The following is a 25,067-nucleotide window of genomic DNA, read 5'->3' on the forward strand; positions in this document are numbered from 1 at the left end:
ATGAAACAAATGACATTTGGTTATGTTAGAGTTAGCTCAAAAAAACAAAACGAAATGCGCCAGGTTCAAGCGATGCTGGATCTTGGAATTGATGAACGAAATATAAAAGTGGACAAACAAACAGGGAAGAATTTTGAAAGACCAGAATACCAAACTTTGAAATCTTACTTGCGTGCCGGGGACTTGCTTTACGTCCATTCTATCGACAGATTCGGACGTAACGCTAGAGAGATTAAGAAAGAATGGGAATATATCACACAGACAATTGGAGCGGATATCAGGGTAATTGATATGCCATTACTTGATACAACGAAAGACAAAGATACGCTTGGGACTTTTGTTAGTGATCTTGTATTACAGGTCCTTTCTTTTGTGGCTCAAAAAGAAATTGAAAATACGAAAAAGCGCCAGGAAGAAGGTATCGCTATCGCCAAAGCCCAAGGGAAATACCTCGGTCGCCCACGTGTTAATTTATCTACTTTGAAAAAGAAACAGCTTCTTTTAATAGAAGAAAACTTTGATAAGTGGAAAGATGGTGAGATCACAGCAGCTTATTTTATGAACTTATTAGAATTGAAACGAAATTCGTTTTACAAGATTATGAAAGAATATGAATTAGAGAGAGATTGATCGTTCAATCTCTTCTTCTTATAGAAAGGTGGTATAGATATGATTGAGATCAATGAAGATAGATTATGCATTCGCAATGGTGAAGTTGTTGATTTTGAATGTTACATCGATAATTTACGTTTATATATTCTTGTATGTAAAGACAAGTTTCTTCCATATGTACATGTTCCAGGCGAAGGATTTAAAATAGCTAAACGTTTGCTAACGGAAACGAAAGTTGAAATCCAAGATTTTATCGAACAACAAAGAAAAGAGTTTCGATTACAAAGTTTATTTGGAAGTGCGGACTATGGTCATCCTGGTATTTCTTCTTATTTGAGCAAACAGATAACACGAGATAAGTTTGATCACATGAAATTTCTCTTAGAGGAAAGTTTGTTAAATGAAACAGTTCGTTTTTTCGAAATTCGTGAGTTTTTCCAAGACTTAGACGTTGAACACAAACTAACAATCAAGCGAATCTATTTCGAAGGAGAAATTCAATTAAAATTTTATACGGTAAAAAAAGATTCAATGATCCCATCTTTTTCACCTCGTTTCGGAAATGCTGGTGAATTCGTCGGAGAATTGGTCCTATATATTGAATTACTTGGGACTCCTGAAGACAGAGAGCATGATTTGTTTATTCTTCGTGGAGTAGAGGAAGTCAGAGAGGTGGAAAATGATCACAAATGAAAAAATATGTGTCCAGAATGGCGAATTAGTTGATTTTGAGTGTGATATAGAGGAATTTCGTCTTTTTGTACTCGTAGAAAAAGATAAATTTCTTCCTTATGTACATCTCAAAGGAAAAGGGTTTCGACGTGCAAAGCGCTTACCAGAGGAAATGAAACAAGAAATCAAATGTTTTATTGAACAAAAAAACAAGGAAATACGATTACAAAAATTATTTCAATATTCTGACTATGGTGAACCTGGGATTTCCGCTTACTTAAAAAACATGATCACAAGAGATAAATTCGATTATATTGGATTCGAAATGGAAAGAAGCTTAAAAAACAAAAAAATAAAGTTATATGAATTACAAAAATTCCTTAATGAATTCGATGAAATCGAATATGATTACACGATAACCAGGATGTATGATAAAGAACAATTTCAATTGAAGCTATACAATGTAAAAAAAGGAGTAAGATCCCCTTATTTTTCTTATATGTACGGTAGAAAAGGGGATTTGATCGGAGAATGGACTCTTTACATCGAATTAATAGGGATGTATAACGACAAAAGAGAAGATACGTTCATCATTCGTAGTATAGAAGAAGTAAGGGAGAAAAAGGATGAAAAAACAAAAGAAGATAAGAAAAAAAGAACTGGAAAGCGTAAGAAGAACAATGGAAACGGAAGGTTTTGAGGTAACGGATCAACACAATGATTTGGTCTTGAAACAATTAAATGGAGAAATTACCGAAGAAGAGTTTCTACGAAGGGTACGTGAACATATAAAAAGAGATACATGATCCCAAGGAGGGGAAACAAATGAATATAGATGTATACACCAAAAATGGGGAAATGGTTGAAGTACATTGGATTGTAGAGCATTCAGATAACATAACCACTTATGAGGGAATAACTTATAATATAAAAACAAAAAACGCAGCGGAGATTTATATTTTATTAGATCAAGCGGAGCCGAGAACTTTCTATTTAAATAAAAATATGCAAGTTGAAAAAATAACATTAAATAAAAGCTTGTTCGATTCGATTATGGACGAAGCACAGAGGAAATTTAAATCGATTCGTTTAGAAGCAATGTTGAATCCTGATGATCAGTTTTTGCCGCCTTTGATCACGTTTTTCGAGAATTGTATTACACTAGAACGGATAGAAATAATAAAAGAAGATCTTCGGAAAATCTTTTTAAAGAAAAAGACACATATAGGTACTATTTTGGAACGTGTAGATCATTTTTATAATTTTGAACTTGAACTTCGATTTGTAATGCCTCAAATGGAAAATTGCATTGAGATACAACTTTATATTCCATGTTATGACACTTTTACCTATTCCAATGTACATTTTAAAATGGATAAAGTCGATGAATTGATAGGAAGTATCCGAATTGAATACAGTAATCCAGACGAAATCCATTTGAATGAAGTTGTAATTACAAAGATTATATAAGGACGGTGCTTTTATGGGGGATATAATCCGTTTTCCGACGTTTATAACAGAATTAACAGACGAAGAATTACAGCTGTTCGAAAAATATAGGCTCGGAGTAAAAAACGCTACTTCGTTCGCTGAAATGAATTATAACTACAGTCAGGCAAGGATCATCGTTGAAAAAGCTAAAAAACGAAAAGAATAAAAGGGGTGTGTGTAATGCAAGTAGAGAAATTCGAGTTTTTAAATGTAAATAAATCGTATCGTATCGCTATTTTAGACGAAATGGAGTATTTCGATTTCGACGGTTCGAATTCTTTTCATGACTTTTACGTCCGCTTCATGGTGATGAATATAAGTGAAGAAGTAATCGGAGAACTAAAACCAATGCATGAAGAATTCGATTTACATGTTTATTTAAAAGATCATTCTGTTCTTATTGGGTATGAATCTCATCGAAATCTTATTTCACTAGACCATATCACTCATGTAACGAATGAAATAGAAACTATCGCTCGTAAGATGCTAAGTCAGAACAGTTTCATTTCATGTGTACAAGATGAATTAGAAAAAGTAAGACAAGCTTTGGAATGGGAAGAAGATCAGGAAGAAGCCTTTTGTCTGAAAAGCGGAGTAAAATACTTTGAAGAAATGCTCGATATTATTAAAAACAAACCAGAACAAGTTAAAGTAAGTCCAGAATTTAAGAAGAAATATACAAAAGATCGTTTAGAGTACATTTTTTAATAAAAAAGAGGTGACGTGATGGGAGGTCTTGTGAACTGTTATAGTCCTAATGATTTTTTTAATATGTTTTTAGAAAGAGAAGTTGCTGAAGAAGAAAGGCAATTTTGTAATTTTACATGGTGGTACATAAATCAAACAGAAATCCATTTTAGATTTTTCTTAAAAGAACTAGCGATTGACGAGTGTATTATAAAAGTTCCTCGGAAAATAGAAACAGAGATTTGGTCTTATATAACTTTAGTAGATAATGAAATTTGGGAAACGATTAGTTTTACAGGGAGCCCGTGGAGTATGTTTGGAAATAAAATTTTTATCACGACAGGCTACGAGAGAATTATGTACATATTAGAAAGCAATTTCAGAAAAAACGTTTTAACTGAAGAAGAATATAAAAAATCGGTTCGGATATTAAAAGGGTACCGATTACAACAGATGTTGAAATAGAAAAGGGGTGAATAAATGGTGAATGATAAGAAAAATAGATTAACAAAAACGTGGGAAGAGATTATAAAAATGGATAATCATTGGAAAGAGGATTTCGAAGAAAAAAAGCATTTTTTAGATATAGAAAGAGTGGAAATACGAAAATCCAAACGGAAAATAGAAGATCTGTATGCAAGTGGATTTTTTGAAAGAAATACGATGTGGATCATAATCACGTTCAAAAAAGGAAAGAATAGGATTGGGTTTGAAGCATTCTTTCAGCCTGAATTAAATGATTGGGTTACAACAGATATAAAAACGATGCATATGGATGATGTGTGTCATGTTTGCCGCTATTATAATGCTTTTATAGACAACCCAAAGTATTGTGGTTGTATTAATATAATAGATTTGAAGTATTTGCTTGAACAAATCAAAAAGATGAAAGAACAAAGATTACATTTTATTCTATAAGGAGCAAGTAAAAAAATGAATACGATGAAAAACGAAACACACGGATGAACCTGAACGACAAAGGGGGATACCGTGTGTTTATTTGTGCTGAAAATTTAACCTTTAAAGAAATAATTAATTCAATGAATCCAGATGTTTTTCTCCTGGATCTTTCTATAAAAGGCGTTATACCGTACTTTATTCGTCTTTCTATGGACAGAAAGACGAAAATGATTATAAAGATACTAGTTTGTGTAGATGAAAAAGTGAATTGCCATATTGAATCTTATGATTTGTTTATAGATCTATCTGAAGAAATCGAACAAGAAAAAGAACGCGGACATTCTTTGTTTTATTCTTTTGTTAGAAGCGATGCTGCAGTACGTATGAATTTATTATTTGTGAAATGAGGTGAAAATGAATGTTTAAATTAACATATGAACATAAAATGGAAATAAAAAGAACAAAACGCCCTCAAATGTACCATTATTCTTTTGTTAAAGATGGTGAACCAACTCAAATATTAATACTAACAACCAAAGAACATAAAAAAGTACATGGAATTATAGATAGTTTTTATTATTTATGTAGAGAAACAAAAGAAGAAATTGAATTCACAAAAGAGGATTTGCTTTACATCGCCTTTTCAGAATTTTATCAAGCCGAAAGACTAGAACGCTTTGTAGAATATCAAAGTATGGCTATGCTGGAAGTTGTACAAATTGTGAGTAATGATCTATTCATAGACGAATCTTACATAGTTTTCGAAAGCATGGAACCAATTTATCATTATGATACGAGACATCAAATCGTTTGTCGTTCTACTATGTTAAGCGAATTACAATTTTCTATTGATTATGATAAAGAAACAAAAGAGTTTTGCAATTATTTCATTCATCCCGGCGGATATTTGTTCCATCTTTATTGTATTTTTGAGCATGATGTTTACTCTGAACGTGTAAAAAATGAATTCATTGCTGTTGTAAAAAAACAAAAACAAATCCGTCTGAATTTTTTATTTTGAGCATGAAAAAAATTGGAAATTAACTGTTCACCTCTGGATTTCCTCAGAAAAACAGGGTACAATTCATTTGCGGAGTATTCTCGCCGGGAGTGATACATGTGCCAATACATGTGATCTATATGGTTTGATTTGAGGAAAAATCATACGGGGGAATTTCTGTGAATAAATTCAAAACAGTATTCAAGCTAAAATTCAAAAAGGACAAGGCGCTATACGTTCGTTCGAGTGAGCATGAATACAATTTTAAAGTTGTAGAAATACATAACAATGTAACAGATGCTTCATTAGATTTAACGATTACGAAATATCGTATGTTAAAGTTATCGGTTCTTTTTGCGACCGGTACAACAGTGATTGGCGCAGCTTTATCATGGCTGCTGAAATTATTTGTATGAAAAAAGAACTGGCAGCGATGCCAGTTCTTTTTTTGTTTTGTTACGATTCCAATTTCATTATATGTTCTTGATGGAGAATTGGTGTTTTGTCCTTATGTACCTCTTCTATTCGGTTTTCCAGGTCGAATTTTATGAAGAGGTTACTGTCTTATGGGATAACAGTATATGAACGGCAACTGTGATTTGGAATTTGTCTCAAGCGATTATGTACCCCTTAATCGATTTTCCAGGTCGATTATATAAAAGGGGCTTAAGTAGTGGAATACATCGTATGCATTCTTTATAAAAAACGTAGGTTGTCTTATGTAAAAATAGCCTTTCGAATCACGTCCCCACCGTGATTCGAAAGGCTTTCTCCGATTATCAAAAAACTCAAAAAGAAACATTTAGATGATATTGTATTCTCGATAAAGCACGTATGTATTTTGTCTATATAAACATAAAAAAACCTAAATAGGATAAACTATCTAGGTACTTTTGTTAATTGTGTAATTCCCACGACCGTTTGTGGTTTTACATATTTATCCGCCTGTGTATTTGTTAAATAACGTACGAAAAATGTCTTTGGGAAAAAATAACCGGTTTTCCGATCTTTTTCTACTCCCAAGTGTAACAAAGCGTTGTCGTATGTATCATAAAACATGAAATCACAACGAATCGTACTACCGGATATGATTGTATAATTCACAAGTGTTAGGTTAACGGAATCTAACATAGTGTGTATAAAGTGAAAGAAAAACATTTTATCTTTTTGTTTGTTGAATTCATGTTGATGTAATGCTCGTAGATGATTGAATTCATATTTTCCGTTTTTGGAACGTCTAAATCCGTTTTTCCCTCGATACATGAATAACCGTGTGTCATTAGGGTTTTTAAACTTAGCTGTAGATATTTGATCTATTCCAACCAAATGGCAAAAATGCTCTTTATGGAAATCAATCCGTATTGTTACTCCATTGTTAAGCTTGAAATCATAATAATTTGGATGCAAATATGTTTCATAATAATTTGCAAGCAATGAAATTGAAATTTCGTGTTGTTTCGTTCTCGTAGGATGGTTCTCTAGATCGGATAAGTTAAGAATAGACATGGTTCCGTTCCCTTTTTCCCTTATAAAATAAAAAACCCTGTGGACACAGGGTTCTGAATTTGAAAAATAAATGGTAGCAATCTCGCACGTATGACGAGTAGCATGTTCCGATGGAGTTTCACCCCAAACCATCTGGGTATAACGTAGGCTACCTCTACTTATTACTTATTATATGTTTATTATAAGATTCCTAGTCCATTTCGTCAATAATTATCAAATTTTATTTTGGGAAAATCATCATATTTGGGAGTTTGTCCAAAATCTTATTTGGAAAAAACGCCAAATTTGAGTTTTATCTCATATGTATCTGTTCTTTAAATTGTTCTTTTTAACGAAATAAAAGTGTCTCTCTTTTTGTTCTTATGTATAGAATAAGAACAAAAGGATGAAAAGGAGACGTTCGATGTTCGAATTAAGGAGTTATTTCGAAGTCGTAGATGGTCCGTTTAAGGGATATAAGGAACTGAAATTCTGGAAACAAGGTCTGTTTTTACCCGTTGGAGTCCTAGTGAATGAAAAAGACGAGTTTGTGCGAATGAATCGACATTATAAGCGCGATAGGAAAGAATTCCGTGAAATAAAAGAATTCGTTGATAAGAAAACATGGAGATTGCAGCTTGTTTTTTCGGAACGTGAAGAAAACGACCTGTTGAGATATTTCGAGGATTACGAGTACAGACAACGATTAAAACAAGAACAGATCCCCATTACATGTATATATAAAGAATCACATAGCGGAAAATACGAATTCTTCTTTTATGTACGGAATCGGAAAAATGAACTTATAAAAATAAATGATGTTTTTGAGGAATATACATCCGAAATATCCACACAATTAATTTACCAGCATCGAACATTCTATAAATCTCTGCGACGTGTCGGCTATAATATTGCAAAGGTGATCGATTATTACGAAAAAATGGAACAAGATATAAAAAACAGAAAATAATCGTCTGTTTTTTTATCTTGTTTTTTGTTCGATTTTCTTTTCTACCCAGTTAATAAATGCCGTGCTCAATTGGTTTTGCTGCAGCCAGTCTTGTAATAAATTATATTCCGTCCAGTACGTTTCTTTATCCTCTTTGATCGTTTCCAGATGTTTTAACTTTCCGGTGAAATATACAAATTGTTCTTCCGTGTATGCATTCATATTTGTTTCCCGCCTTTTTTCTTTTTAGTATAACAAAAAACTTGATTTTATCGATGATACGTAGTAAAAAGAAGGTCCACAACGCGTGGATGTTATTTTCAAGTCATTCAAGTTCCCTCAGAATGCATTCCTTATAAAAGTAAAGTAATCTTGTAAAAACCAGATCCTTAATAGTTAGGACTGGTTTTTTATTATTGCTTCGATTTCATCTTTGTTGTTCATTTCGGTCAAGTTATAGCCTTTTTCTTTTAATTCTTCTATAAATTCTTCGCCTCGTAACGTTTTTTCTGCCCCATTCAAAAAATTATCGAACAAATACGTAACAGCTTTCGTTGTTCCGTTGTTTTCTTTATAAAAAGATAGGAAATAATATGATCTCATTTCTTCTTTTACGTAAAAGATTTCTGTTTTATTTTCTAATAGGCTTCTTTTTTTCTTATATCTCTTAAATAGTTCGAATTCGTTTATTTTTGTTGTTTCTATGGTCGATAACTGCGTTTCAAACTCCTCTGTATCGATGTATTTCTTTATAGATCGTTCATACTTATTAAACTTATCTCTGGTTGTATATGCGGTTCCTTTGCCTTTGAAATGCGTATCCTCGACATTCCCTTCTTTGTTTAATAAAACATGTACAAGGCTCATAGGTCTACCACCTGATATAATCTGTATAGCTAATTCCTTAAACCCTTCATATGTATCATTTTCTACAATTTCATTTACATGTTTCAGTTCGATTTTTCTTACCAAAATGTCCACCTCCTATATATTTTTTTCAGTCATTTTAACGATTTTCTTTAAAAAGACAATAAAAATAGATCCTCCGAAGAAGATCTATTCATATGTAACTATAACAATAGGATATCCGTCGTTTCGGCTCGGATCGACTTCCCAATCTCTACCAAAGTGCCAGTATTCACTGAAATTCGCAGGATTTTTCATTTGTTCTGTTGTGAGTCCCGTTACTTCTCCTTGCTTTTCTTGTGTAATGTATTTCGTTTTTTCTTTATCAAAATACACATCGGAAAATTGTATGTCATACCATCCACCAACTTTAAGGTTTCGAACGCCGTACAGATAATTTACATTCGTACCTCCTGTAAGATCTGCTACCACATACACTTTGTTTAGAGCTATGTATCCATTGTTTACATCTGCTTTTCCGGATACCCCTCCTACATTGTTTTCTCCAACGACACTGCCGATGAAATAACTAGTTGTCATATTGAATTTGAACTCTATGGAACCAACGAGCCCACCGACATTTTCAGCACCTTTTATCTGTCCTGTGAAACTTGAATAACTTAAAGAAGCTGAATTTCCTAGCTTTCCAATCAGACCTCCTATGTAGTTCCTACCTGTAACTTTCCCATTTTCAACGTGAGTGAATTCATATTGCAAACTATCATTTGTACCAGAAGAACCCACAACAGCACCGACATAATCTCTCCCAGTTACTTCAGGATCCTTCAGTTTTATATGTAGAGCAGAATAAGGTCTATTGGTTTGTGAGAAGAGACCAACGAAATCTTGATTAGGTCGATTAATGTATAAGTTTTTGACCGTAAACTCTTTCCCAAACAAAACTCCTGTAAATAATGGCAGCGGTTCAAATCCTAATCCATTGTTCCAACTTTTCGTTACACAACCTTCTATATCATTTCCTAATTCGTAATAAGAACTAGGTTTTAATTTTATCGATTGGAGTTCCCCAACTGTAGTGATTATATAGGGATCATAGGATATCCCTCTTCCTGTTTTAGGTGTACGAATTGTTTCGTCTGCAGATGGATCAGAAGTATTACAAACAACTGCTGGTGGCTCTGGTGGTTTCACTTCATTTCCACCTTCCTCTACTTCTAAAAGCAAGTAAGAACCACTGAAAACGCCCTCCTTCTTCGATTTAAGTGTATCGTAGGTGAACACCATACCTTCTAATTCTTTCGCGCTCGAAGAGAAATAACGTTCAAAATTGCTCATTTGTCCTTTTATATATTGTTTTATTTTCTGTCTATCTAACTCGTAAAACGAATCTTTCACTGAATCGAACGTAACGCCTTTACTTCGTAATTGCTGTTCGATGATTTTTTTTGTTTCGTTTGACATTTCTTTTGTTATTTTCGTAGAAAATGGTAAAGACTCGTTTTCTAATTTATGCTGCCGAATTGCTTCTTCCAATACCATAGAATTTGTTTTTTGCCGCTGTAAATCGGCTTTTGCTACATATCCTTTTGTGCTCACCATGAACACCAGGACCAATACAGAAATGATAGATACTACAATTAATATTTCTATTAAAGTAAAACCTTTTTTCAAAGCTTATCACCCCTCTTTTCAAACAATTGGATTATACGTATAAATCGATATAAGTCCACTGAAAAGGTAAAAATATGACTCCAAAAAACGTACAAATTCGAGGGCAGATCGTCAATTCTGCGCATAAAAAAACCAGGGAATGTATTCTCCCTGGACATCTACGATTCTAACTTTTTTTAGATAAATAAGAAAAGAGGTATGGGTACTAATATATGTTTCATTCCCTATCGAGAACACAAAAAGAACACTTCTTTTTCTGAAATGTTCTTTGGTTTATTCTCTAATTTGAGATATTTGAATAAAGAAAAACAATGGGTACATAAACAAATGAAATGATTTTCATCTTTACTAGAAGTTAGTTCATAACAATAAAATGACGTGACCATGCGTGCTTCACAATTCCATCTTTTCTGTAAATTATTTCATAGCTTTGAAATTCCGCATTTTGTAGTATAGTCGGATTTACATCTTCACTACAACTCATATCTTCGATTATATCACACTTCCATCCCGAAAGAATAGTAAACAGATGACTCCATGAGACGTACAAAAAAGGACCCATATCATCAATTCATATAAAAAAGAACAACTCACGAGGAGTGTTCTTTAAAATGGCAATTTCGTTTCCTTGATATCAGTCAAATCAAATCCCATTTCCTCTAATTTTTCTATGAAATGTTCATCGGATATAATATAGTAATCTTCTTGTAAATTGAACTCTGGAAAACAGTACGTTACATTACCTTTACCTTCTTTATCTTGATAAATAATGTATTTGTATTTCCCATACCCTTTTGGAATTTGTTCGAAATAGAGAAAACGTCGTTGTTCTAATTCTTCTCTTTTAAAAACGTAATGAAAATCATATAGATACTTTGTCTTCTCTTTTTCCATAAACAAAGTTTTCAAACGATACACACCAGATCCAATCATTTCTTCTGCAGCAGCCCTCATTTGTTCTTGTTCTTCCAAAGAATCTTCCTCAGAAAAATAACGTACGATTTCTTTCTCTGTATTCAATAATACCATTAATTCTCCCCACTCTTTACTTCCATCGGTGAAACAAACCTCTTCAAAACCCTTACAAACGCCGTAGGTGATGATTGTCACTTTGTAAACTTCTAAATCCATAGTTTTTACCCCTCCATCGTTAAAATAATGTAGAAACGTCTTCTAGGTGCCTTACAACGTGTATATTGTACCCTTTTTCTCTCATGTATTTCGGGAATCCTATTCCTGATTCGATCCGTCCTTTCACTATGTTCTCTTCTTTGAACCACTCTGTTATTTCCATCGTTTCTTTATTGTGTAACTGTACAAACATGCGATAGTGGTACTCTGGATCTTCTTCCTCTTCCTGTACGCATACGATCTTTTGATTCTCTTTTATAAGATTATTTAACAACTGCAGATACTGAAATGTGACCAGATTTGTACTTGTCTCTGTATTAGAAAACAACTCTTTCAATCTATATCCTTCGGATCTTATCATTCCTTCCACTTCTCTTTTTATCATTACCCCTTCCATATACGTTCTTCCCAAGGAAAAGAAGTTTTTACATACGTTATTCGGATCTAACAGCATGTAAATCATCTTTGTACTCGTGTTTTCTGAAACGAAATACACTTCTCTGTAGTCCTTGTATTCTCCATCCGTAATCTTCAGTACATGTTCAATTTTATAATTCATCTTTCATTCTCCTTAATTTACATTTTTTTCCTTATAAATATATTGTACCTAGGAATCTTGTAAAATGAGAAAAAATGCTGAAGAATAGTAATAAGGACAAGTTTTGAAAGTGAGGGCGTACCGTGAGTGAAATGGTAGGATACATTTACATACATGAAGAATTCGAAGAACTGTTTGGAGTTCTTTCACAACCAGAATTACATTTTCTAGCGAAATTGCTGCCGTTCATAGACGAAGACGGTCTTGTACATACACCTAAAGATAATGAAATGGAAGAAATCGAACTAGGAAATACAAAGAGTATTATTGATTATTGGGGCGTAAGTAAACCTACGGGAACAAAATATCTTTCTAATCTAGTAAAGAATGAGGTTTTGTTAAAAGTTCGTGAAGATAGGGAAAATCGATATGTTCTCACAGAGAAATATTTCGATTTAGAAGCGAAAAAAGAGTGCTATGAAAGTATTTCATGTGAATTTTTAAAGAAATGTATTATCAAATTCCATGAAATTTGGGAAGATGAGTTCCTACACGAAGGGGAACATGGAACTCACAACGTTTACCCTTTATCATTTTTCTTGGTCATGTTAATGAATGTGAATTATGATAACCTTTTATTTATTTGTGAAGACTTCGAACGAAAGATCGTCGTCGAAAAAGACAAAAAGCATTTCATTGTAGAAAAAGAGCTAAAACTTTCGAAACCGTTCGGAGAGTTGAAACTATGGGAATTGTCTTCAGGATCAAAATCCAAAGTGAACAATAGGACAAGAGAAAAAATCAAATTATTCATTTCTTCATTGCAACAGTCTGGTTTAATTCATGTCATGGAATTTGATAGTATTAAACATTTTGTATTCAAGTTCCCTCCGGAACTGTTCCGTGAATAATTTGAAAAGACGGAAAGAAATATGATTTTATTACTATACTAAAAAGAACTTTCTTTCTGTTTGATACGATACAAAGAAGGATTATTACAGTAACAAGAGAACTAGATATAAATAGAAAACTATCGAAAAAACTAGTCTTTTGTTGATTTTTCGTGTACAATTTTGATAATAAACAAGCAACAAAAAAAGGCTTGTGCTGCGAACACAAACCTTTTTGCGGAACTCACAAGGAGAACCTTAGGAATTACCATTCTCTTATCCGAAGAGAAACACATTCATTTTTAACTTATATGTGATTAGTATATCATATTAAACTCGAAAATCAAGTTTAATACTGTATATATTAGTTATATAAAAGTTGGTAAATTCCTTCTCTCTTTGATGAAAAAACGATGAAATTTCGTGTTTTTGAATCGAAAGGGGAGATTTTTTATGATTAGAAAGAAAAGAAACACCGCGAAAGCGGAGAAAACAAAATACAAATTTGTTCACGCTGTAGACCTGGAAACCGGTGAGGATTTGGGACTTATCCCACATATTACAGAACCCGTTATTATTTTGGATCCTGAAAAAGAAGCGAAGAAGAAAAAAGCCCGTGAATACCGAAATAAAAATTCACGTACAGAACCATTTGTTCAGTGTTCGAAAGAATATGAAAAAATTATTGAAGATTATAATCGTTTAACAAAGGATTGTTTGGTGAAATTGATGCCATATATCAATTTCAAAGATACCCTTGTGAAAATCGATGACAAGGTCCTGGGTACAAAAGATCTGTATCATTTATGGGGCGTTTCTAATAAAACTGGGAAGATGATTTTGGAATCATTCCTCAATGACGGTATTATCATAGAAGAAGATTCTGGTATTAAAAATGGAAAACAGTATAGAGCAACTGGAAAGATTGTTTTCCGTGGTAAAAATAATAAAAAAGAATTCACTCAAAAAATTGATGAAGAAGAATTAAAAAAATATATCACTGCTGTTCAAAAGAAATTAACAGCTAGAGAAAATGTCGCTAAAAAGAACAATAGAAAAGTTTCACCAATTTACCCATTAGCTTTGTTCGGCTCGCTTGTCCCAAACTTTAGTTATAATACTTATTTATTAGCAAAAAATAACTCCGAAGATGTTATTTTAGAAGGCGAAACGGTAAAAGAAATTTTGTCTTCTCGACGAAAAAGAAGTCGATTCCAATTCATGAAAAACTATGAACTATGGAATATATATTCGGGTCAAAATGTCACTGTTTTGAGCGTAAACGAGCAAAAAGAATTGAAAGAATGTCTTGAAATATTGTTAGATGTCGGCATCCTTGCTCAGTGGAGATCGAATGGAAAAAAATTATTTCTAATTAACCCAAAACTCATATACTCTAGTCCTGGTTTCAAATGTGATCCTGGATGGAAAGAAGTAATTACAACACTTTTCGATTTAACAAAATAGACTTAAAAAGAAGCGAAAAACGCTTCTTTTTTTATGGGTAAATAAATACCTTCCTTTTCATTATAGTAAACATATGACTCCGTTTTTTAACTTAAAAACGTGCTATGACCAACAGTAAACATATGACTCCTTTTGTTCATAGAAGTAAACATATGACTCCATAAAACGTGCAAAATTAAGTGTATATCTCCTACTTTAGCTTTATCATGTTGGATCGTTTTGGATAGTAAATAAAATAATAGTGTGCAAAATTAAGTGTATATCTCCTACTTTACGTGCAAAATTAAGTGTATATCTCCTACTTTTAATATGGTTCACCCTTACTGCCCCAACTGATTTCACGTCTTGACGCTATTATAAATAATTAGGTCTTTTTTTATTCTTTATTCTTTGTTCTTCTGTTTTTGTTTTTTTGATACAGGAACTTAAACAAAATGTGTATATGCAATTAAATTTGAGTGCATGTTTGTTTGTTGTAAAACCTAAATTGACATCAAATTTAGTTGTGGATAAATAAAATGTACATATGATTCTGTTCATTTGTTTTTTAGAAAAGTAGGTATAGCTTTACATTAGTTAATGAAAAATCGATATAGATACTTTTATTCTAAAAAATAGACGATATAGGTTAACATTGCAATTTACTTTGTACTAAACCAAACTAAAAAGCGAATTGTTTTTTACTTGTTATATATATTAACCAAGGGTACGTGAAAAAAATTTTTTAAGAAAACCATTTAAAAAATTTTTTCACCGAAGCAAAAAACGCTTCGCCCTTGCAATTCAAAAAAACTCATTTGTTACGTGATCGTCAAGTCGAGCAAACTGAAAAAGTTGATTTTTATTTACTCGACTTGATTTAACTATTATAAATGAGTTTTTTTAAATTGTTCGTTATGTTAAATAGATCTCGCTATTCGTTTTACAAGAAAGGGGGACCAGTCCCCCTCGCTTCGCTCACCCTCTGGTCAGTCTCGCACCTAAAAAAGTTGGAAAACCATAAAACCCAAAAACAAAAAGACGATATAGCTTTACATTATTTATTGTAAAAAAATCGATATAAATACTTTTTAAATTGAATTAGACGCCATAAGGTAACATTACTTTTTGACTTATCCACATATAAAAGGGATCCAAACATAATAAAAAACCATTTTAAAACCTTTTGCTTTGAAGGAAAACGGGCTGTCGCCCTATTTAAAAACTTTTTTGTTCATACATTTTATTTATTCATATCATTTATGTATATATTCCATGACGTGAAATTTTATTTTTTGTTTTTAACAGGAGCGCAGCGACAACTTTCTTTCCTAAGTAGGTTTTGAAATGTTTTTTCTTTTGATTTTTGGATCAATCTGTATTACAAACGTAACACTTTTATATAAAAATTGTATTTGTTTAATATTTGGAGGAATGTATTATACATGTTATGGATCTAAAGATATACTTTGTTTTTTGCTTTAGAAAGAAAGCTTATATATAACTATATAAATTGGGGTATTTATCTTCATAGGAGGGATTATATATTACTTGTATATAAAACAACTGTTATAGATTAAAATGAACGTTTTTATAATATGTTTACGTTAGTAATTTAGTATAAAATGTATTATATACATAGTGGATAATAACAGTATTACTGTAAACAAAGATACATACAATTAGGGGGAAATATATGAATCGATTAATAGGATTATGTAGTGTTTTGATCTTATCTCTATTATTAATTACAGGTTGTACAGAAACAAAAACTATTCCTGATGGTTTTACAGAACAAAGTTATAAAGATTTCACAACAATATATGATAATTATCAAGAGAAAGTTAAAAAAAATAGCTTTGAAAAAGAATCAAAAGGTTTTGCACTTCTTTTTAATTATCAAAAAAAGAATGAAGATGGTAAATTATCTAAAATAGAACAAGAAACTGCAGATAAATTAGGGGAACTTTTATTTATCTATAATGGTGTTGCAGCAAAAAAAGAAAATAAATTCCCTAGTAAAGATGTCGAACTGTTAAATGATATGGTGGTAGCCGATGAATATAAAATTCCTAAATTAGAAGAAGAAATTGAATCTTTACTTCAATTACCGAAAACAAATAAAACAGATATAAAGGAATCTAATGTACCAAACAAACAAGAAGAAAATACTAATCAAAAAACGGATCCTGTAGATAATAATGTAAGTGCTGAAAATTGTCCAAAACCATATACACAAGAAGAGTGTAAACAATTTGAGGAATATTATAAATACGGTGAGGGACGTTTCGAACCTGGGAAGTAACAAAATTAATAAAAACCAGTTCTTATTATGAGAACCGGTTTTTTTGTTTTTGTCACAACTACAATACTGATTAGGTGATTTAGGATGTTTTTGATCTATCGATCGTTGTTATTATACAAATTTATATGTATTTGTCTATTAAAAATAAAAAAGCCCAGTGAGTGTACAATCACTGGACATCATTGTCGCCACGTTAGTTTTTGGTTTGTTTCATGAAACATATTATGTGTCGTTCTAAAAAAATTTAAAAATCTATACTAGCAATGTTCAAATTTTTTCAGCTTTGCAAATTTAAAAATAGAAAGGTAAATTTTTGTTTGATCTATGTAAATATAAATGTTTTACCGATTTTGTCTACTAAAAGTTTATGATTCGGAAAGTATTATATTTTCTTGATTTATGCATCTTTTTGATTATGATCTCGCAAAAGAGGTGAACTTAGATGGTAGATCCAGGACAGTATGTTTATACAAAAGAAGTATCAGATCTAGAGCAAGTATCTTTTTTAGTGAAACCACATCAAATAGAGGAGTATGAAGTAAGCTATCGATTTTTTTGTGAGGAAAGTTCAGAAGAAATCATACTGAAACATACAATTAAATGTTTTAAAAAAGCCGATATATATGTCTTCGAACATTATTTTTGTCCAGTGTTGCGATTGTCTCATAGGAATTTAAGCATTACAGAAACAATGGATTTTATATTTAAGAACTTTGGGGAATATGTTGAAATACGAACTAAAGATTTCGAATCTCAAATTTTTGTTCAACTACGAAAGATGAAATAAAAGACGGTTTTTAGCCGCCTTTTTATTTTTGCATGAAAAGGTATTTGAGTCGTACAAAGGGATGATGTATAAGTATTTTCGCGCGTTTTAAATGGTATTGTGCTGATTCTTTGTGATTCAAACAATCATGATCTGTTTCAATTAAATGTTTGGCTTGATTATGTATTAACACATACATCCGAGTTGCCAGGGCTCCTCGTTCATATTCATAATCTCTCACTTCTTCTTTTATGTATTTCTCGATCAATTTTACTTTGTTTTTCGTTTTCTGGTATGTATTGCAGCAGCTGTTACACAAAGGGAGCGTATCTATGATAGAATTCTTCTCTTTTGTTCTACAAAACAAACAATCTTCCAAGGAACTCACCTCTTTTCCACTGTCATTTTAGAAAAAGGATCCTGGAAGTCAATTTATTGAGTGGAAAATGATGTTTGTCATTTTTGTCCCCCACTATGTAAATACTTCATGTTATTATAATTAAGTTATATTAATTTGAATTAATATGTAGGTGAAACAAATGGAAAATAAAGAACCTAAACAGGAATACGATCTAGGCAAAATATACGCATACACAGAATTCCCCGATAATATTAGTGGTCGTTGCGACAACTGTAACAATACCTCATTCAAGAGTTCTGTTAAGGATTTCATCTTTTTAAGAGAATGTCGTAGGTGCGGTATGAAGAAAATCATATAGTCCTATCTGGGGCTTTTTTTCTATAAAATAAAAAAGCTAGAAGTGAATTATATAACAGCTATTATATTATGTGATTAAATAATTCCAGCGGCTTTAAGAAATTTTATTTCCTTTTCGTATGTATCACAAGTATACGGAATTTCAATTAAAGATATATTGTGTGAATTAGCATAGTTACGTTTTAATTCGTCATTCTTTACTTGAGAATTATGTTGTAAAATACCGCCGAATTCATCTACAGGCTTATAATGTTGTTCACCTTGACACTCAATAAGGCATTTAATACTATTATTTGAATCGAGAACAGCAAAATCATAACGTAACAAGTTTTTTTGCCCTACACCATATAAATCCTGAAACTCAACTTCAACTTTATATGCTACATTATGTTCTCTCAGTATTTTTATAGTTCGCCACTGAAATGATGAAATTTTATGACAGTCGCAACGAGCTTTACAATAATATCCATCTTTTGCTTTGGATCCGTATCTATCATTTTTTATCTTAAAATCTGATGACAGGAATTGATATTCTTCATTGCACAGATAACAATTACATCTATATAACTTATATAATTTAACTTCGCCACCTTCCTTCCCCCTTCTTCCTTTATTAAATATAATAGGTTTTCCCTCGTAATTTTCATCAATACATTCTAATATTTCCAATGATTCATGTATGGTATGTAAATAATCAATATCATAACTTTTATCTTTTACTCTAGGATAGGATGCTATTCTATTTCTCACGCGTTTTTGTTTCAGTTCACAATTTTCTCCGCAATCCTTCCATTTCTTTCTTAAAAATGTATCTTTATCTAAATATTTTATTGTTCCACATTTACACTGACATTTGTAATTCTTAATATCTTTGAAACTTTGAATACGCTTGTCAAAAACGTCTACAGACTCAAAGTTGGACCAATTACTTTTTTCTCCCTTTATAAATTTTTGCTTTTCTTGTTCACAACGCAATATTTTTTCAGCCATTACTTCTATTTGATATGCTTCAAACCCATCGATTATAGTAAAACATCCATTTTTCTCTCCAATAGGCAATACGTCATCCATGTATTTCGAGCCCCCGTTCATAATATAGACACTAACGATCTATTAAATACTTATGTATTATATAACATCGATTTACTATCTTTCTCTTGTAATGTATTGATTTGCTTAGTGTATAATTTCGTTAAAATGTTGGTTGTACGTCATAACGTATTATAGTATTCCCTTGTCTCTCTAAGTAATGTTGCATTTTTATAGGGAAACAAAATTCTATTGTATATAAGGTATGAATAAATTGTATGAATCGATCCTTTTACATAGTGGTCCCCTTTCACCGGAGGGATCACTTTTATTTTTTGTATGAAGGGATTCAGATCTAAGAGGGAATAATTTTCCACTTATTGTGATAGAATTGTACACATTACCGGTAAAAATATGAATTAGAAAAGGGGAAACAGCGATGAATGAACCAAAACATATGTTAATTACCTATAGTGTAGAAAAAGCGGCTAGCGGTCACGTGGATCCAAATTTCACAAAATTAGTCTATGGAAATAGTAAAAAAAATGGGGAGATTATAAAAAAACATATTTCACCTGGGTCTTTTATCTTTTTTAATGCTAGAATCGGTGATAAGAGATATATTACTTCGTATTTTTATGTAGAGAAAATGTTATACAAGGGAAAGCATAATCATGAAATTGCAGGTCTAGGCTGTGATGCAGCAGACGATCAAGTAATTATTGTTGGAAGCAGATCGTTTTCTAAAGTTTTAACAATTCCAATTGTGTTAGATCGCAAATTGATCGGTAAAATCAAATCTATTGGGGCAGATGAAAAATACTTCAAAGAAAAAGCGAAGGTTAAAATAGGAGAACTAGAAGCAATTAAAGATAAAACGCTTAATCCAAACATCATTACAGAAGAAGAAAAAGAATTCTTAATCGGTTTATGTGAAAATAGAGGGTAATTTTATTTAATAAAAAAAGACGGATCTTATGATTCGTCTTTAAATGTTTCTTTCCAATATGAATGTGGAAGATCTTTTAATACCCCATTTTGTTCTAGTTCTAAAAAATCTCCTTTGAAAATATGTATCCAATTTGTATATGCATCGCTCGGTACCGCTATGTTAGGATTTATAATATAGTATCCACTATCCGGCATGATAACCTCTAATAAAAAACCATTTTCCTTTAATCGTTCAATGAATTTGATTGCTTTTGTTATTTCCATTCCCCCTAAATCCCCTAGGAACTCGGTTTCTACCATTGTACCTTCTTTATCTACTATGAAATTGAATTCATTTATTTTTGTGATCCATCGAAAAAAAGTTGCATATTCTTCATCACTTTTAAAAAAATTGGTTTCAAGGACGTATTTCCAGTTGTCCATGTTCAATTGAACTGTATTAAACATATATGTCACACCCTTTCCTCCTGGATTATAGGGCAAAAGTTATGTATCTCCTATACAGTTTGAATATCAAAATAAAAAAAGTCCTTTGAAAAAACAAAAGGACTAAAAATACATTTCTTTCATCGTGCTGTTCTCCTTAATTTGTTGTTGTATATTTCTTTGTAATTCTTCTTTGAGTGCCGGAGAAAAGGCTGCGGATTCGGATAGAGCCATTTGAATACGAGTTACCCCTTCTTTTAGCGATCTAGCGACTTCTATCGGCTTATATCCCTTTTCTTTAAGTTCTGTTTGGGCATTTTTTGCATGCTGCATTTCTGTTTTTCGATTTTTTGCGGTTCCTACGAAGTTACTATGATATGTTTGATCTGTGTGTTCTTTCAGAAATGGTTTATGCATATCATCGATTGTGCTCAATTGTTCTTTCAAATGATTAATTTTATTGGACAATTCTTCTCTTTTATAGGATGTTTTTTCATATTTTTGTAGATTTTCTTGATGATTTTGGATCTGATTTTGTATATCTTGTCTTCGTTTCTTGAACTCTTCCATAAAATCTATTACTTTTTCTTCCTTATTGGTTTTCGTGAGTTCTTCCTGGAATGTCTTTTGACTCTCCTCATCTTTCAAGCTACGTCCAGCAAAGTAATCTGTAGCTTCTTTGTAGTTGTACTTCGTGTCTATGTAATCATATCCAAAGCTATCAAAATCTATATTCGAATTCGGTGTCTTTATTATCTCTATAACACTGTTTAAACGGTCTCTCAAGCCGCTGGATGCATTTGTATTTCTCGTTCTATCCTCGTAATCTCTACCGCCGTATACGAGGTCTTCAGATCCGTTTAACAAGGTGTCTGTGATAAGTTTCATCTTCTTTTTTAAATCAGAATACCACATTAGGCATCACCTCGATCTTTACCATACTCGTTTCTATCAAAAAAACAACAAAAAAAACGCCCAATGGACGTTTTTTCATACTTCTTTCAGAATTTGTTCTAGTGTCTTATCTAATTTTGTTATTTTACAGTACAGATAAACCAGGACATCACCGGCGTTTTCGAAAATCCTGTATTCTTCTCTTGCCTGGTAATCAATTTCTATAGGGATCCCAAAATATTGTTCAGCAACGAAAATGGAATGTTGAATTGCGATTCCACATCTATTCGCTTGTTCATCGATAAAATTTGTTGTTGGAAAAATATCTATCAATATCGAATCAAATTGAATTGAATCGACTGTATATCCTTGATCGTTATTGTTTTCTATGCTCTTTTTTACGTTGTACCATAAGATTTGGATCATATCGGAGTGGTTTTGATTCACTACCATCCATCCCCTTTCTTTTTAATATATTAAATTATTTACTATATTATCTTTTCTTTGTTGAGATTATAGAAGATATTTGTGTAAAAGCAATTTTTAAATAAAAAAACGTCACTGAAGGACGTTTTTTCGTTTTCATCTATTAGAAATTATCTAAGTTCAAATTCTTTCTTCCTGTTTTTTTCTTTTCTTCTGATTCCTTCTTCTCTTCTACGATCGTTGCTTCTACTTCTTTCTCCGGCTCTTCTTGTTTTGTTGCCGCGATTTCTTCTGTTGCTTGGATCGATTGTGTTTGTTGTACTTGTTGGTTAGTAGTCGGAACAACTTGTCCATGTTGGAATTGATCCAATAAAACTAAATCTTTCGCCATACCCAACACAACATTTGGATCCGTCATATCCTTTGTTCCGTGTCTCATAATATGATTCTCGATTAATTTTCGAATAGAATCGGAGAAATCACTTTGATTGTCCAACCATTCTACGAATAATGGATTTTCTTTTTTTCGTAAGGTCAATTGCTTATATTTAGGACGTTTTGTTTCTTTTTCTTTTGTTTTTTCTTTCGCAGTTGCCATAAATCATACCCCCTCTTACTCTTGTACGGCACTTTCTTTTAATTTTTCCGCAGCTAGATTTGTAAAGATTTCAAGTCCGCGAGCATTCAATGTTGTTGCATATTCTTTTGGAACCCAAAGTAACTTGATTTTCTTGCTATCACAGAATTCTTTTAGTTCTTTCCATAAAACGTCTTTTAATTGGATGCTTCCTCCACCGTACACAGCCAGAACTTCATAGTCATAACCAAGATCTTTAGAAGTTGTCATAATCTCTTCTAGGACGATATTAGCAAGTTCTTTTTTCGCAGTTGCCATTGAACTCACGGCATCTTCATGGAACTTCGATTTTTCATTTTTTAAGTAAGAAGCAAATACTTGACGTGTCGGTTCTGTTCCCCAAATCTCACTAAAGTTTTTGATTGCAAGTTCCATTGTGCGCCCAATCCCGTGCTCTTTTCCGTGCGTGCGCCCGTTGGTTTCATATCCTTCTGTTACCGCATATTCTGTTGTTCCATCGCCAATATCACTATGCACGATTCTAATATCTTCAAAGAAACTTCCATCCATATCTTCTAAACTGTATTCTTCTTTAAATTCTTTAAACAGATCATCGTTACGATATTCACCTTTTTCATTTTCGATCAGGGCAAATAATGCAACCACGCCTTCTTTTACTGTTCTTGTATTTTTGATATTGATTTTTACTATAATGTCCGTATCACCTACGTGAACAGTTACAAGATGTTCTCCTGTGAAGCGGTTTGAGAAATATTCGGCATTGTCTTTTGTCCACTGGGAAGCTGGCAAAGCTGTTGTCATATAATCAACTATTAATTCAATCTCTTTAACTACTTTTTTCTTTTTATTGAAAGCTTCTTTAACAGCAATAGCAGCTAGGTTTGATAATGTATTGATAAGTGGAAGATCCTGTTTGTGTTTGGCAGCGACTTTTAAATTCATATTTCGGATCGTTTCACCTTCGTTAATTGCTCGTTGACCAACAAACACGGTTACGGATGTGTTATGTAATAGATTACGAGATTGTACAGTGGTATGTAGGCGATCTAATAGATTAGGAATCAATTCTTCTGTTGGTACATCTTCTGGATCCACTGTGTTCGTTACCACTGAATAAACATTTGGAAATGGATACATCTTTCCATTTACCACTAAATCCTGTTCATGATTACCGTTATCGTTCCCTACTAAATAGTTAATTTTCATTTTAAATTCCTCCCTTTTCTTTTGAAAAATGACTGTGTGTTCGAATAACTAAAGAAAAACCATGTGTTTTCCTTAGTTATTCCATGAAGAATCCATGTAATTTCCATGTCCTCTTTTATATATTTTGTTAGAAAAACGGATTATCCTTTTTTTATTTTGGAAATTCCATGTTTTTTTCACGTAAATGCCATGTAGATTCCGTGTGTTTTCCATGGTACTTTTATATATTTCCTCAAAAAAATAGAATCTCCTTCTTTTGTTTTAAAAAATTCCATGTTTTTTACATGTAGATTCCATGTAATTATCTTATAGAATATATGGAATAAATAAAAAGAAGACGAGTTTGCTGTTTTTTTATCTGGAAAAACCATGTGTTTTATATGTATTTTACATGGAAATTACATGGTATATAGGAATAATAAACCTTATTCTACTTTTTGTACAGGTAAGTTTTGGGTATTAATAGTTCCGTGGGTAACGTGTACACGGATTATCCTCGTACTTTTTCTATATTTATAGAAGGTTTTACCGTTATATAAGTTGTAATGTTAATAGAAGAGTATATACGAGTAATCAACTGTAAAAATATGTAATAAAATAAGTGGATAATGCGAGGATAGGAGGGTGGATGTCCATGGCTGAAGTTTATAAAGTTAAACAGGCTGTAGATAAATTGAACAAAATGATAGAAGTGGGTAACTTCTCCGAAGAAGAAAAGAAAAAAATGAAATTTTCATATGATAAGTTGAAACGTTGGTCCCGTGAACAGGTTATCGAAAGCAATTTCGATGGGAAATCTTATTTCATACCAGAAACAGAATTTGAAAAGATACATAGAATCAATATGTTGCTGCACATCGATGGGAAAACGTTAGAGCAAGCGAAACGCGAATTGATGGTAGATGGTTTAATAGAAAAAGAAAAAGAGAGTGAAGAACAAAAACGATATCAAGATTTTATGGATCAAGTAATGAACAAGTATAACGAAGAATCATTTAAACCGATCAAAGAGAATATATCAAATATGAACCATGATATGAACAAACAAATGGAAGTCATGCTTCAACAGATTTGTTTATTAACGAGCGAAGTAAAAGATTTAAAAAAGATAATTGGAGATCAACAACTTTTACTAGAAAATCAAACACCGCTGTTATTAGAAGATAAAATAAGTACCGAGGAACAAACGAAAATAGAAGAAGAAACGAAAAAACAAGTTGCTGCAGCTGTCACCGAGCAAACAGAAACGATAACGAAAGAAATGGAAGAATTGAAGAAAACAGTCCAACAACAACAATTATTACTAGAAAAACAAGAAAACGAAAAAACAACAGAAAACAAAAAACGAAAAGGTTTCTTTTCTCGTATGTTTTCTAAAGAAAAATAGGGAAGATCGTTTGGGATTCCGT

At 32.1% G+C, this 25,067-nt stretch carries 31 protein-coding genes; 19 read left to right on the plus strand and 12 right to left on the minus strand.

The genetic code is table 11. From position 1 onward, the window contains the following. From NST14_RS30745 to NST14_RS30795, 11 genes are all read left to right on the plus strand, one after another. Complete coding sequence (locus NST14_RS30745; RefSeq protein ID WP_000812197.1) at positions 1 to 630, plus strand: recombinase family protein; 630 nt, start codon at positions 1 to 3, stop codon at positions 628 to 630. A gap of 39 nt (positions 631 to 669) precedes the next feature. Continuing rightward, on the plus strand, positions 670 to 1,305 hold the full coding sequence (locus NST14_RS30750) for a hypothetical protein (RefSeq protein WP_000570060.1): 636 nt from the start codon (positions 670 to 672) through the stop codon (positions 1,303 to 1,305). Next, positions 1,292 to 1,984, plus strand: coding sequence for a hypothetical protein (locus NST14_RS30755; protein WP_000632199.1), 693 nt, complete (start codon positions 1,292 to 1,294; stop codon positions 1,982 to 1,984). The genes NST14_RS30750 and NST14_RS30755 overlap by 14 nt, the downstream gene beginning before the upstream one ends. Positions 1,985 to 2,109: 125 nt before the next feature. Then, positions 2,110 to 2,754, plus strand: coding sequence for a hypothetical protein (locus tag NST14_RS30760; RefSeq protein ID WP_001018088.1), 645 nt, complete (start codon positions 2,110 to 2,112; stop codon positions 2,752 to 2,754). A gap of 13 nt (positions 2,755 to 2,767) precedes the next feature. Beyond that, complete coding sequence (locus NST14_RS30765; RefSeq protein ID WP_154214302.1) at positions 2,768 to 2,941, plus strand: hypothetical protein; 174 nt, start codon at positions 2,768 to 2,770, stop codon at positions 2,939 to 2,941. A gap of 14 nt (positions 2,942 to 2,955) precedes the next feature. After that, entirely contained in the window at positions 2,956 to 3,483 is a 528-nt protein-coding gene (locus NST14_RS30770; RefSeq protein ID WP_001195695.1) for a hypothetical protein, read from the plus strand. A 30-nt stretch (positions 3,484 to 3,513) separates the two neighbouring features. Further along, on the plus strand, positions 3,514 to 3,927 hold the full coding sequence (locus tag NST14_RS30775) for a hypothetical protein (protein WP_154214303.1): 414 nt from the start codon (positions 3,514 to 3,516) through the stop codon (positions 3,925 to 3,927). 15 nt (positions 3,928 to 3,942) lie between these two features. Next, entirely contained in the window at positions 3,943 to 4,380 is a 438-nt protein-coding gene (locus tag NST14_RS30780) for a hypothetical protein (RefSeq protein ID WP_000245833.1), read from the plus strand. A 74-nt stretch (positions 4,381 to 4,454) separates the two neighbouring features. Continuing rightward, positions 4,455 to 4,769, plus strand: coding sequence for a hypothetical protein (locus NST14_RS30785; RefSeq protein WP_341119655.1), 315 nt, complete (start codon positions 4,455 to 4,457; stop codon positions 4,767 to 4,769). 11 nt (positions 4,770 to 4,780) lie between these two features. After that, entirely contained in the window at positions 4,781 to 5,383 is a 603-nt protein-coding gene (locus tag NST14_RS30790) for a hypothetical protein (RefSeq protein WP_341119657.1), read from the plus strand. 158 nt (positions 5,384 to 5,541) lie between these two features. Beyond that, a complete protein-coding gene (locus tag NST14_RS30795; RefSeq protein WP_001031933.1) occupies positions 5,542 to 5,778 on the plus strand; it encodes a hypothetical protein in 237 nt (78 codons plus the stop codon). A 463-nt stretch (positions 5,779 to 6,241) separates the two neighbouring features. Here the strand turns inward: NST14_RS30795 and NST14_RS30800 are convergent, their stop codons facing one another. Next, positions 6,242 to 6,868 (minus strand): PBECR4 domain-containing protein, encoded by a 627-nt coding sequence (locus tag NST14_RS30800; RefSeq protein WP_000025665.1) that lies wholly within the window; start codon positions 6,866 to 6,868, stop codon positions 6,242 to 6,244. A gap of 403 nt (positions 6,869 to 7,271) precedes the next feature. Here NST14_RS30800 and NST14_RS30805 point away from each other — a divergent pair, with 403 nt between their 5' ends. Then, positions 7,272 to 7,817, plus strand: a complete 546-nt coding sequence (locus NST14_RS30805) for a hypothetical protein (RefSeq protein WP_000462451.1) — start codon at positions 7,272 to 7,274, stop codon at positions 7,815 to 7,817. Between the two features lie 12 nt (positions 7,818 to 7,829). On the opposite strand, the gene NST14_RS30810 is transcribed toward NST14_RS30805, so the two are convergent. The 5 genes from NST14_RS30810 to NST14_RS30830 form a co-directional block, all read right to left on the minus strand. Next, positions 7,830 to 8,018 (minus strand): hypothetical protein, encoded by a 189-nt coding sequence (locus NST14_RS30810; protein ID WP_000995357.1) that lies wholly within the window; start codon positions 8,016 to 8,018, stop codon positions 7,830 to 7,832. Between the two features lie 174 nt (positions 8,019 to 8,192). Then, positions 8,193 to 8,768 carry a hypothetical protein gene (locus tag NST14_RS30815; protein WP_000251802.1) on the minus strand — a complete coding sequence of 192 codons (576 nt, stop codon included), beginning with the start codon at positions 8,766 to 8,768 and terminating at the stop codon, positions 8,193 to 8,195. Positions 8,769 to 8,852: 84 nt separating this feature from the next. After that, positions 8,853 to 10,334, minus strand: a complete 1,482-nt coding sequence (locus tag NST14_RS30820; RefSeq protein ID WP_000715235.1) for a type II secretion system protein — start codon at positions 10,332 to 10,334, stop codon at positions 8,853 to 8,855. Between the two features lie 606 nt (positions 10,335 to 10,940). Next, positions 10,941 to 11,465, minus strand: a complete 525-nt coding sequence (locus NST14_RS30825; protein ID WP_000362837.1) for a hypothetical protein — start codon at positions 11,463 to 11,465, stop codon at positions 10,941 to 10,943. A gap of 19 nt (positions 11,466 to 11,484) precedes the next feature. Continuing rightward, positions 11,485 to 12,024, minus strand: coding sequence for a hypothetical protein (locus NST14_RS30830; protein WP_001106903.1), 540 nt, complete (start codon positions 12,022 to 12,024; stop codon positions 11,485 to 11,487). A gap of 131 nt (positions 12,025 to 12,155) precedes the next feature. Here NST14_RS30830 and NST14_RS30835 point away from each other — a divergent pair, with 131 nt between their 5' ends. From NST14_RS30835 to NST14_RS30855, 5 genes are all read left to right on the plus strand, one after another. Next, positions 12,156 to 12,914: a hypothetical protein gene (locus tag NST14_RS30835; protein WP_413551097.1), complete on the plus strand. Its 759-nt coding sequence runs from the start codon at positions 12,156 to 12,158 to the stop codon at positions 12,912 to 12,914. 432 nt (positions 12,915 to 13,346) lie between these two features. Then, positions 13,347 to 14,360 carry a hypothetical protein gene (locus NST14_RS30840; protein ID WP_000619730.1) on the plus strand — a complete coding sequence of 338 codons (1,014 nt, stop codon included), beginning with the start codon at positions 13,347 to 13,349 and terminating at the stop codon, positions 14,358 to 14,360. 1,675 nt (positions 14,361 to 16,035) lie between these two features. Then, the gene (locus NST14_RS30845) at positions 16,036 to 16,644 is read left to right on the plus strand and encodes a hypothetical protein (protein ID WP_341119662.1); all 609 of its coding nucleotides are present in this window, start codon (positions 16,036 to 16,038) and stop codon (positions 16,642 to 16,644) included. Between the two features lie 442 nt (positions 16,645 to 17,086). Continuing rightward, positions 17,087 to 17,431 (plus strand): hypothetical protein, encoded by a 345-nt coding sequence (locus tag NST14_RS30850; RefSeq protein ID WP_319611261.1) that lies wholly within the window; start codon positions 17,087 to 17,089, stop codon positions 17,429 to 17,431. A gap of 518 nt (positions 17,432 to 17,949) precedes the next feature. Continuing rightward, a complete protein-coding gene (locus tag NST14_RS30855; RefSeq protein ID WP_319611262.1) occupies positions 17,950 to 18,129 on the plus strand; it encodes a hypothetical protein in 180 nt (59 codons plus the stop codon). Between the two features lie 74 nt (positions 18,130 to 18,203). On the opposite strand, the gene NST14_RS30860 is transcribed toward NST14_RS30855, so the two are convergent. Continuing rightward, positions 18,204 to 19,199: a hypothetical protein gene (locus NST14_RS30860; RefSeq protein ID WP_341119665.1), complete on the minus strand. Its 996-nt coding sequence runs from the start codon at positions 19,197 to 19,199 to the stop codon at positions 18,204 to 18,206. A gap of 397 nt (positions 19,200 to 19,596) precedes the next feature. On the opposite strand from NST14_RS30860, the gene NST14_RS30865 reads away from it, so the two are divergent. After that, positions 19,597 to 20,106 carry a hypothetical protein gene (locus NST14_RS30865; protein ID WP_319611263.1) on the plus strand — a complete coding sequence of 170 codons (510 nt, stop codon included), beginning with the start codon at positions 19,597 to 19,599 and terminating at the stop codon, positions 20,104 to 20,106. A 26-nt stretch (positions 20,107 to 20,132) separates the two neighbouring features. Here the strand turns inward: NST14_RS30865 and NST14_RS30870 are convergent, their stop codons facing one another. From NST14_RS30870 to NST14_RS30890, 5 genes are all read right to left on the minus strand, one after another. Further along, positions 20,133 to 20,555 (minus strand): hypothetical protein, encoded by a 423-nt coding sequence (locus NST14_RS30870; RefSeq protein ID WP_319611268.1) that lies wholly within the window; start codon positions 20,553 to 20,555, stop codon positions 20,133 to 20,135. Positions 20,556 to 20,657: 102 nt separating this feature from the next. Next, the gene (locus tag NST14_RS30875) at positions 20,658 to 21,449 is read right to left on the minus strand and encodes a hypothetical protein (protein ID WP_341119666.1); all 792 of its coding nucleotides are present in this window, start codon (positions 21,447 to 21,449) and stop codon (positions 20,658 to 20,660) included. Positions 21,450 to 21,524: 75 nt separating this feature from the next. After that, the gene (locus NST14_RS30880; RefSeq protein ID WP_319611265.1) at positions 21,525 to 21,875 is read right to left on the minus strand and encodes a hypothetical protein; all 351 of its coding nucleotides are present in this window, start codon (positions 21,873 to 21,875) and stop codon (positions 21,525 to 21,527) included. A gap of 142 nt (positions 21,876 to 22,017) precedes the next feature. Then, positions 22,018 to 22,452: a hypothetical protein gene (locus NST14_RS30885; protein ID WP_319611266.1), complete on the minus strand. Its 435-nt coding sequence runs from the start codon at positions 22,450 to 22,452 to the stop codon at positions 22,018 to 22,020. A gap of 15 nt (positions 22,453 to 22,467) precedes the next feature. Further along, the gene (locus tag NST14_RS30890; protein WP_319611267.1) at positions 22,468 to 23,658 is read right to left on the minus strand and encodes a ParM/StbA family protein; all 1,191 of its coding nucleotides are present in this window, start codon (positions 23,656 to 23,658) and stop codon (positions 22,468 to 22,470) included. A gap of 634 nt (positions 23,659 to 24,292) precedes the next feature. Here NST14_RS30890 and NST14_RS30895 point away from each other — a divergent pair. Beyond that, positions 24,293 to 25,045: a hypothetical protein gene (locus NST14_RS30895; RefSeq protein WP_319611248.1), complete on the plus strand. Its 753-nt coding sequence runs from the start codon at positions 24,293 to 24,295 to the stop codon at positions 25,043 to 25,045. The last annotated feature ends 22 nt before the right edge of the window (positions 25,046 to 25,067 follow it).

The organism is Bacillus sp. FSL W8-0519, assembly GCF_038005585.1.
GTDB lineage: Bacteria > Bacillota > Bacilli > Bacillales > Bacillaceae_G > Bacillus_A > Bacillus_A paranthracis.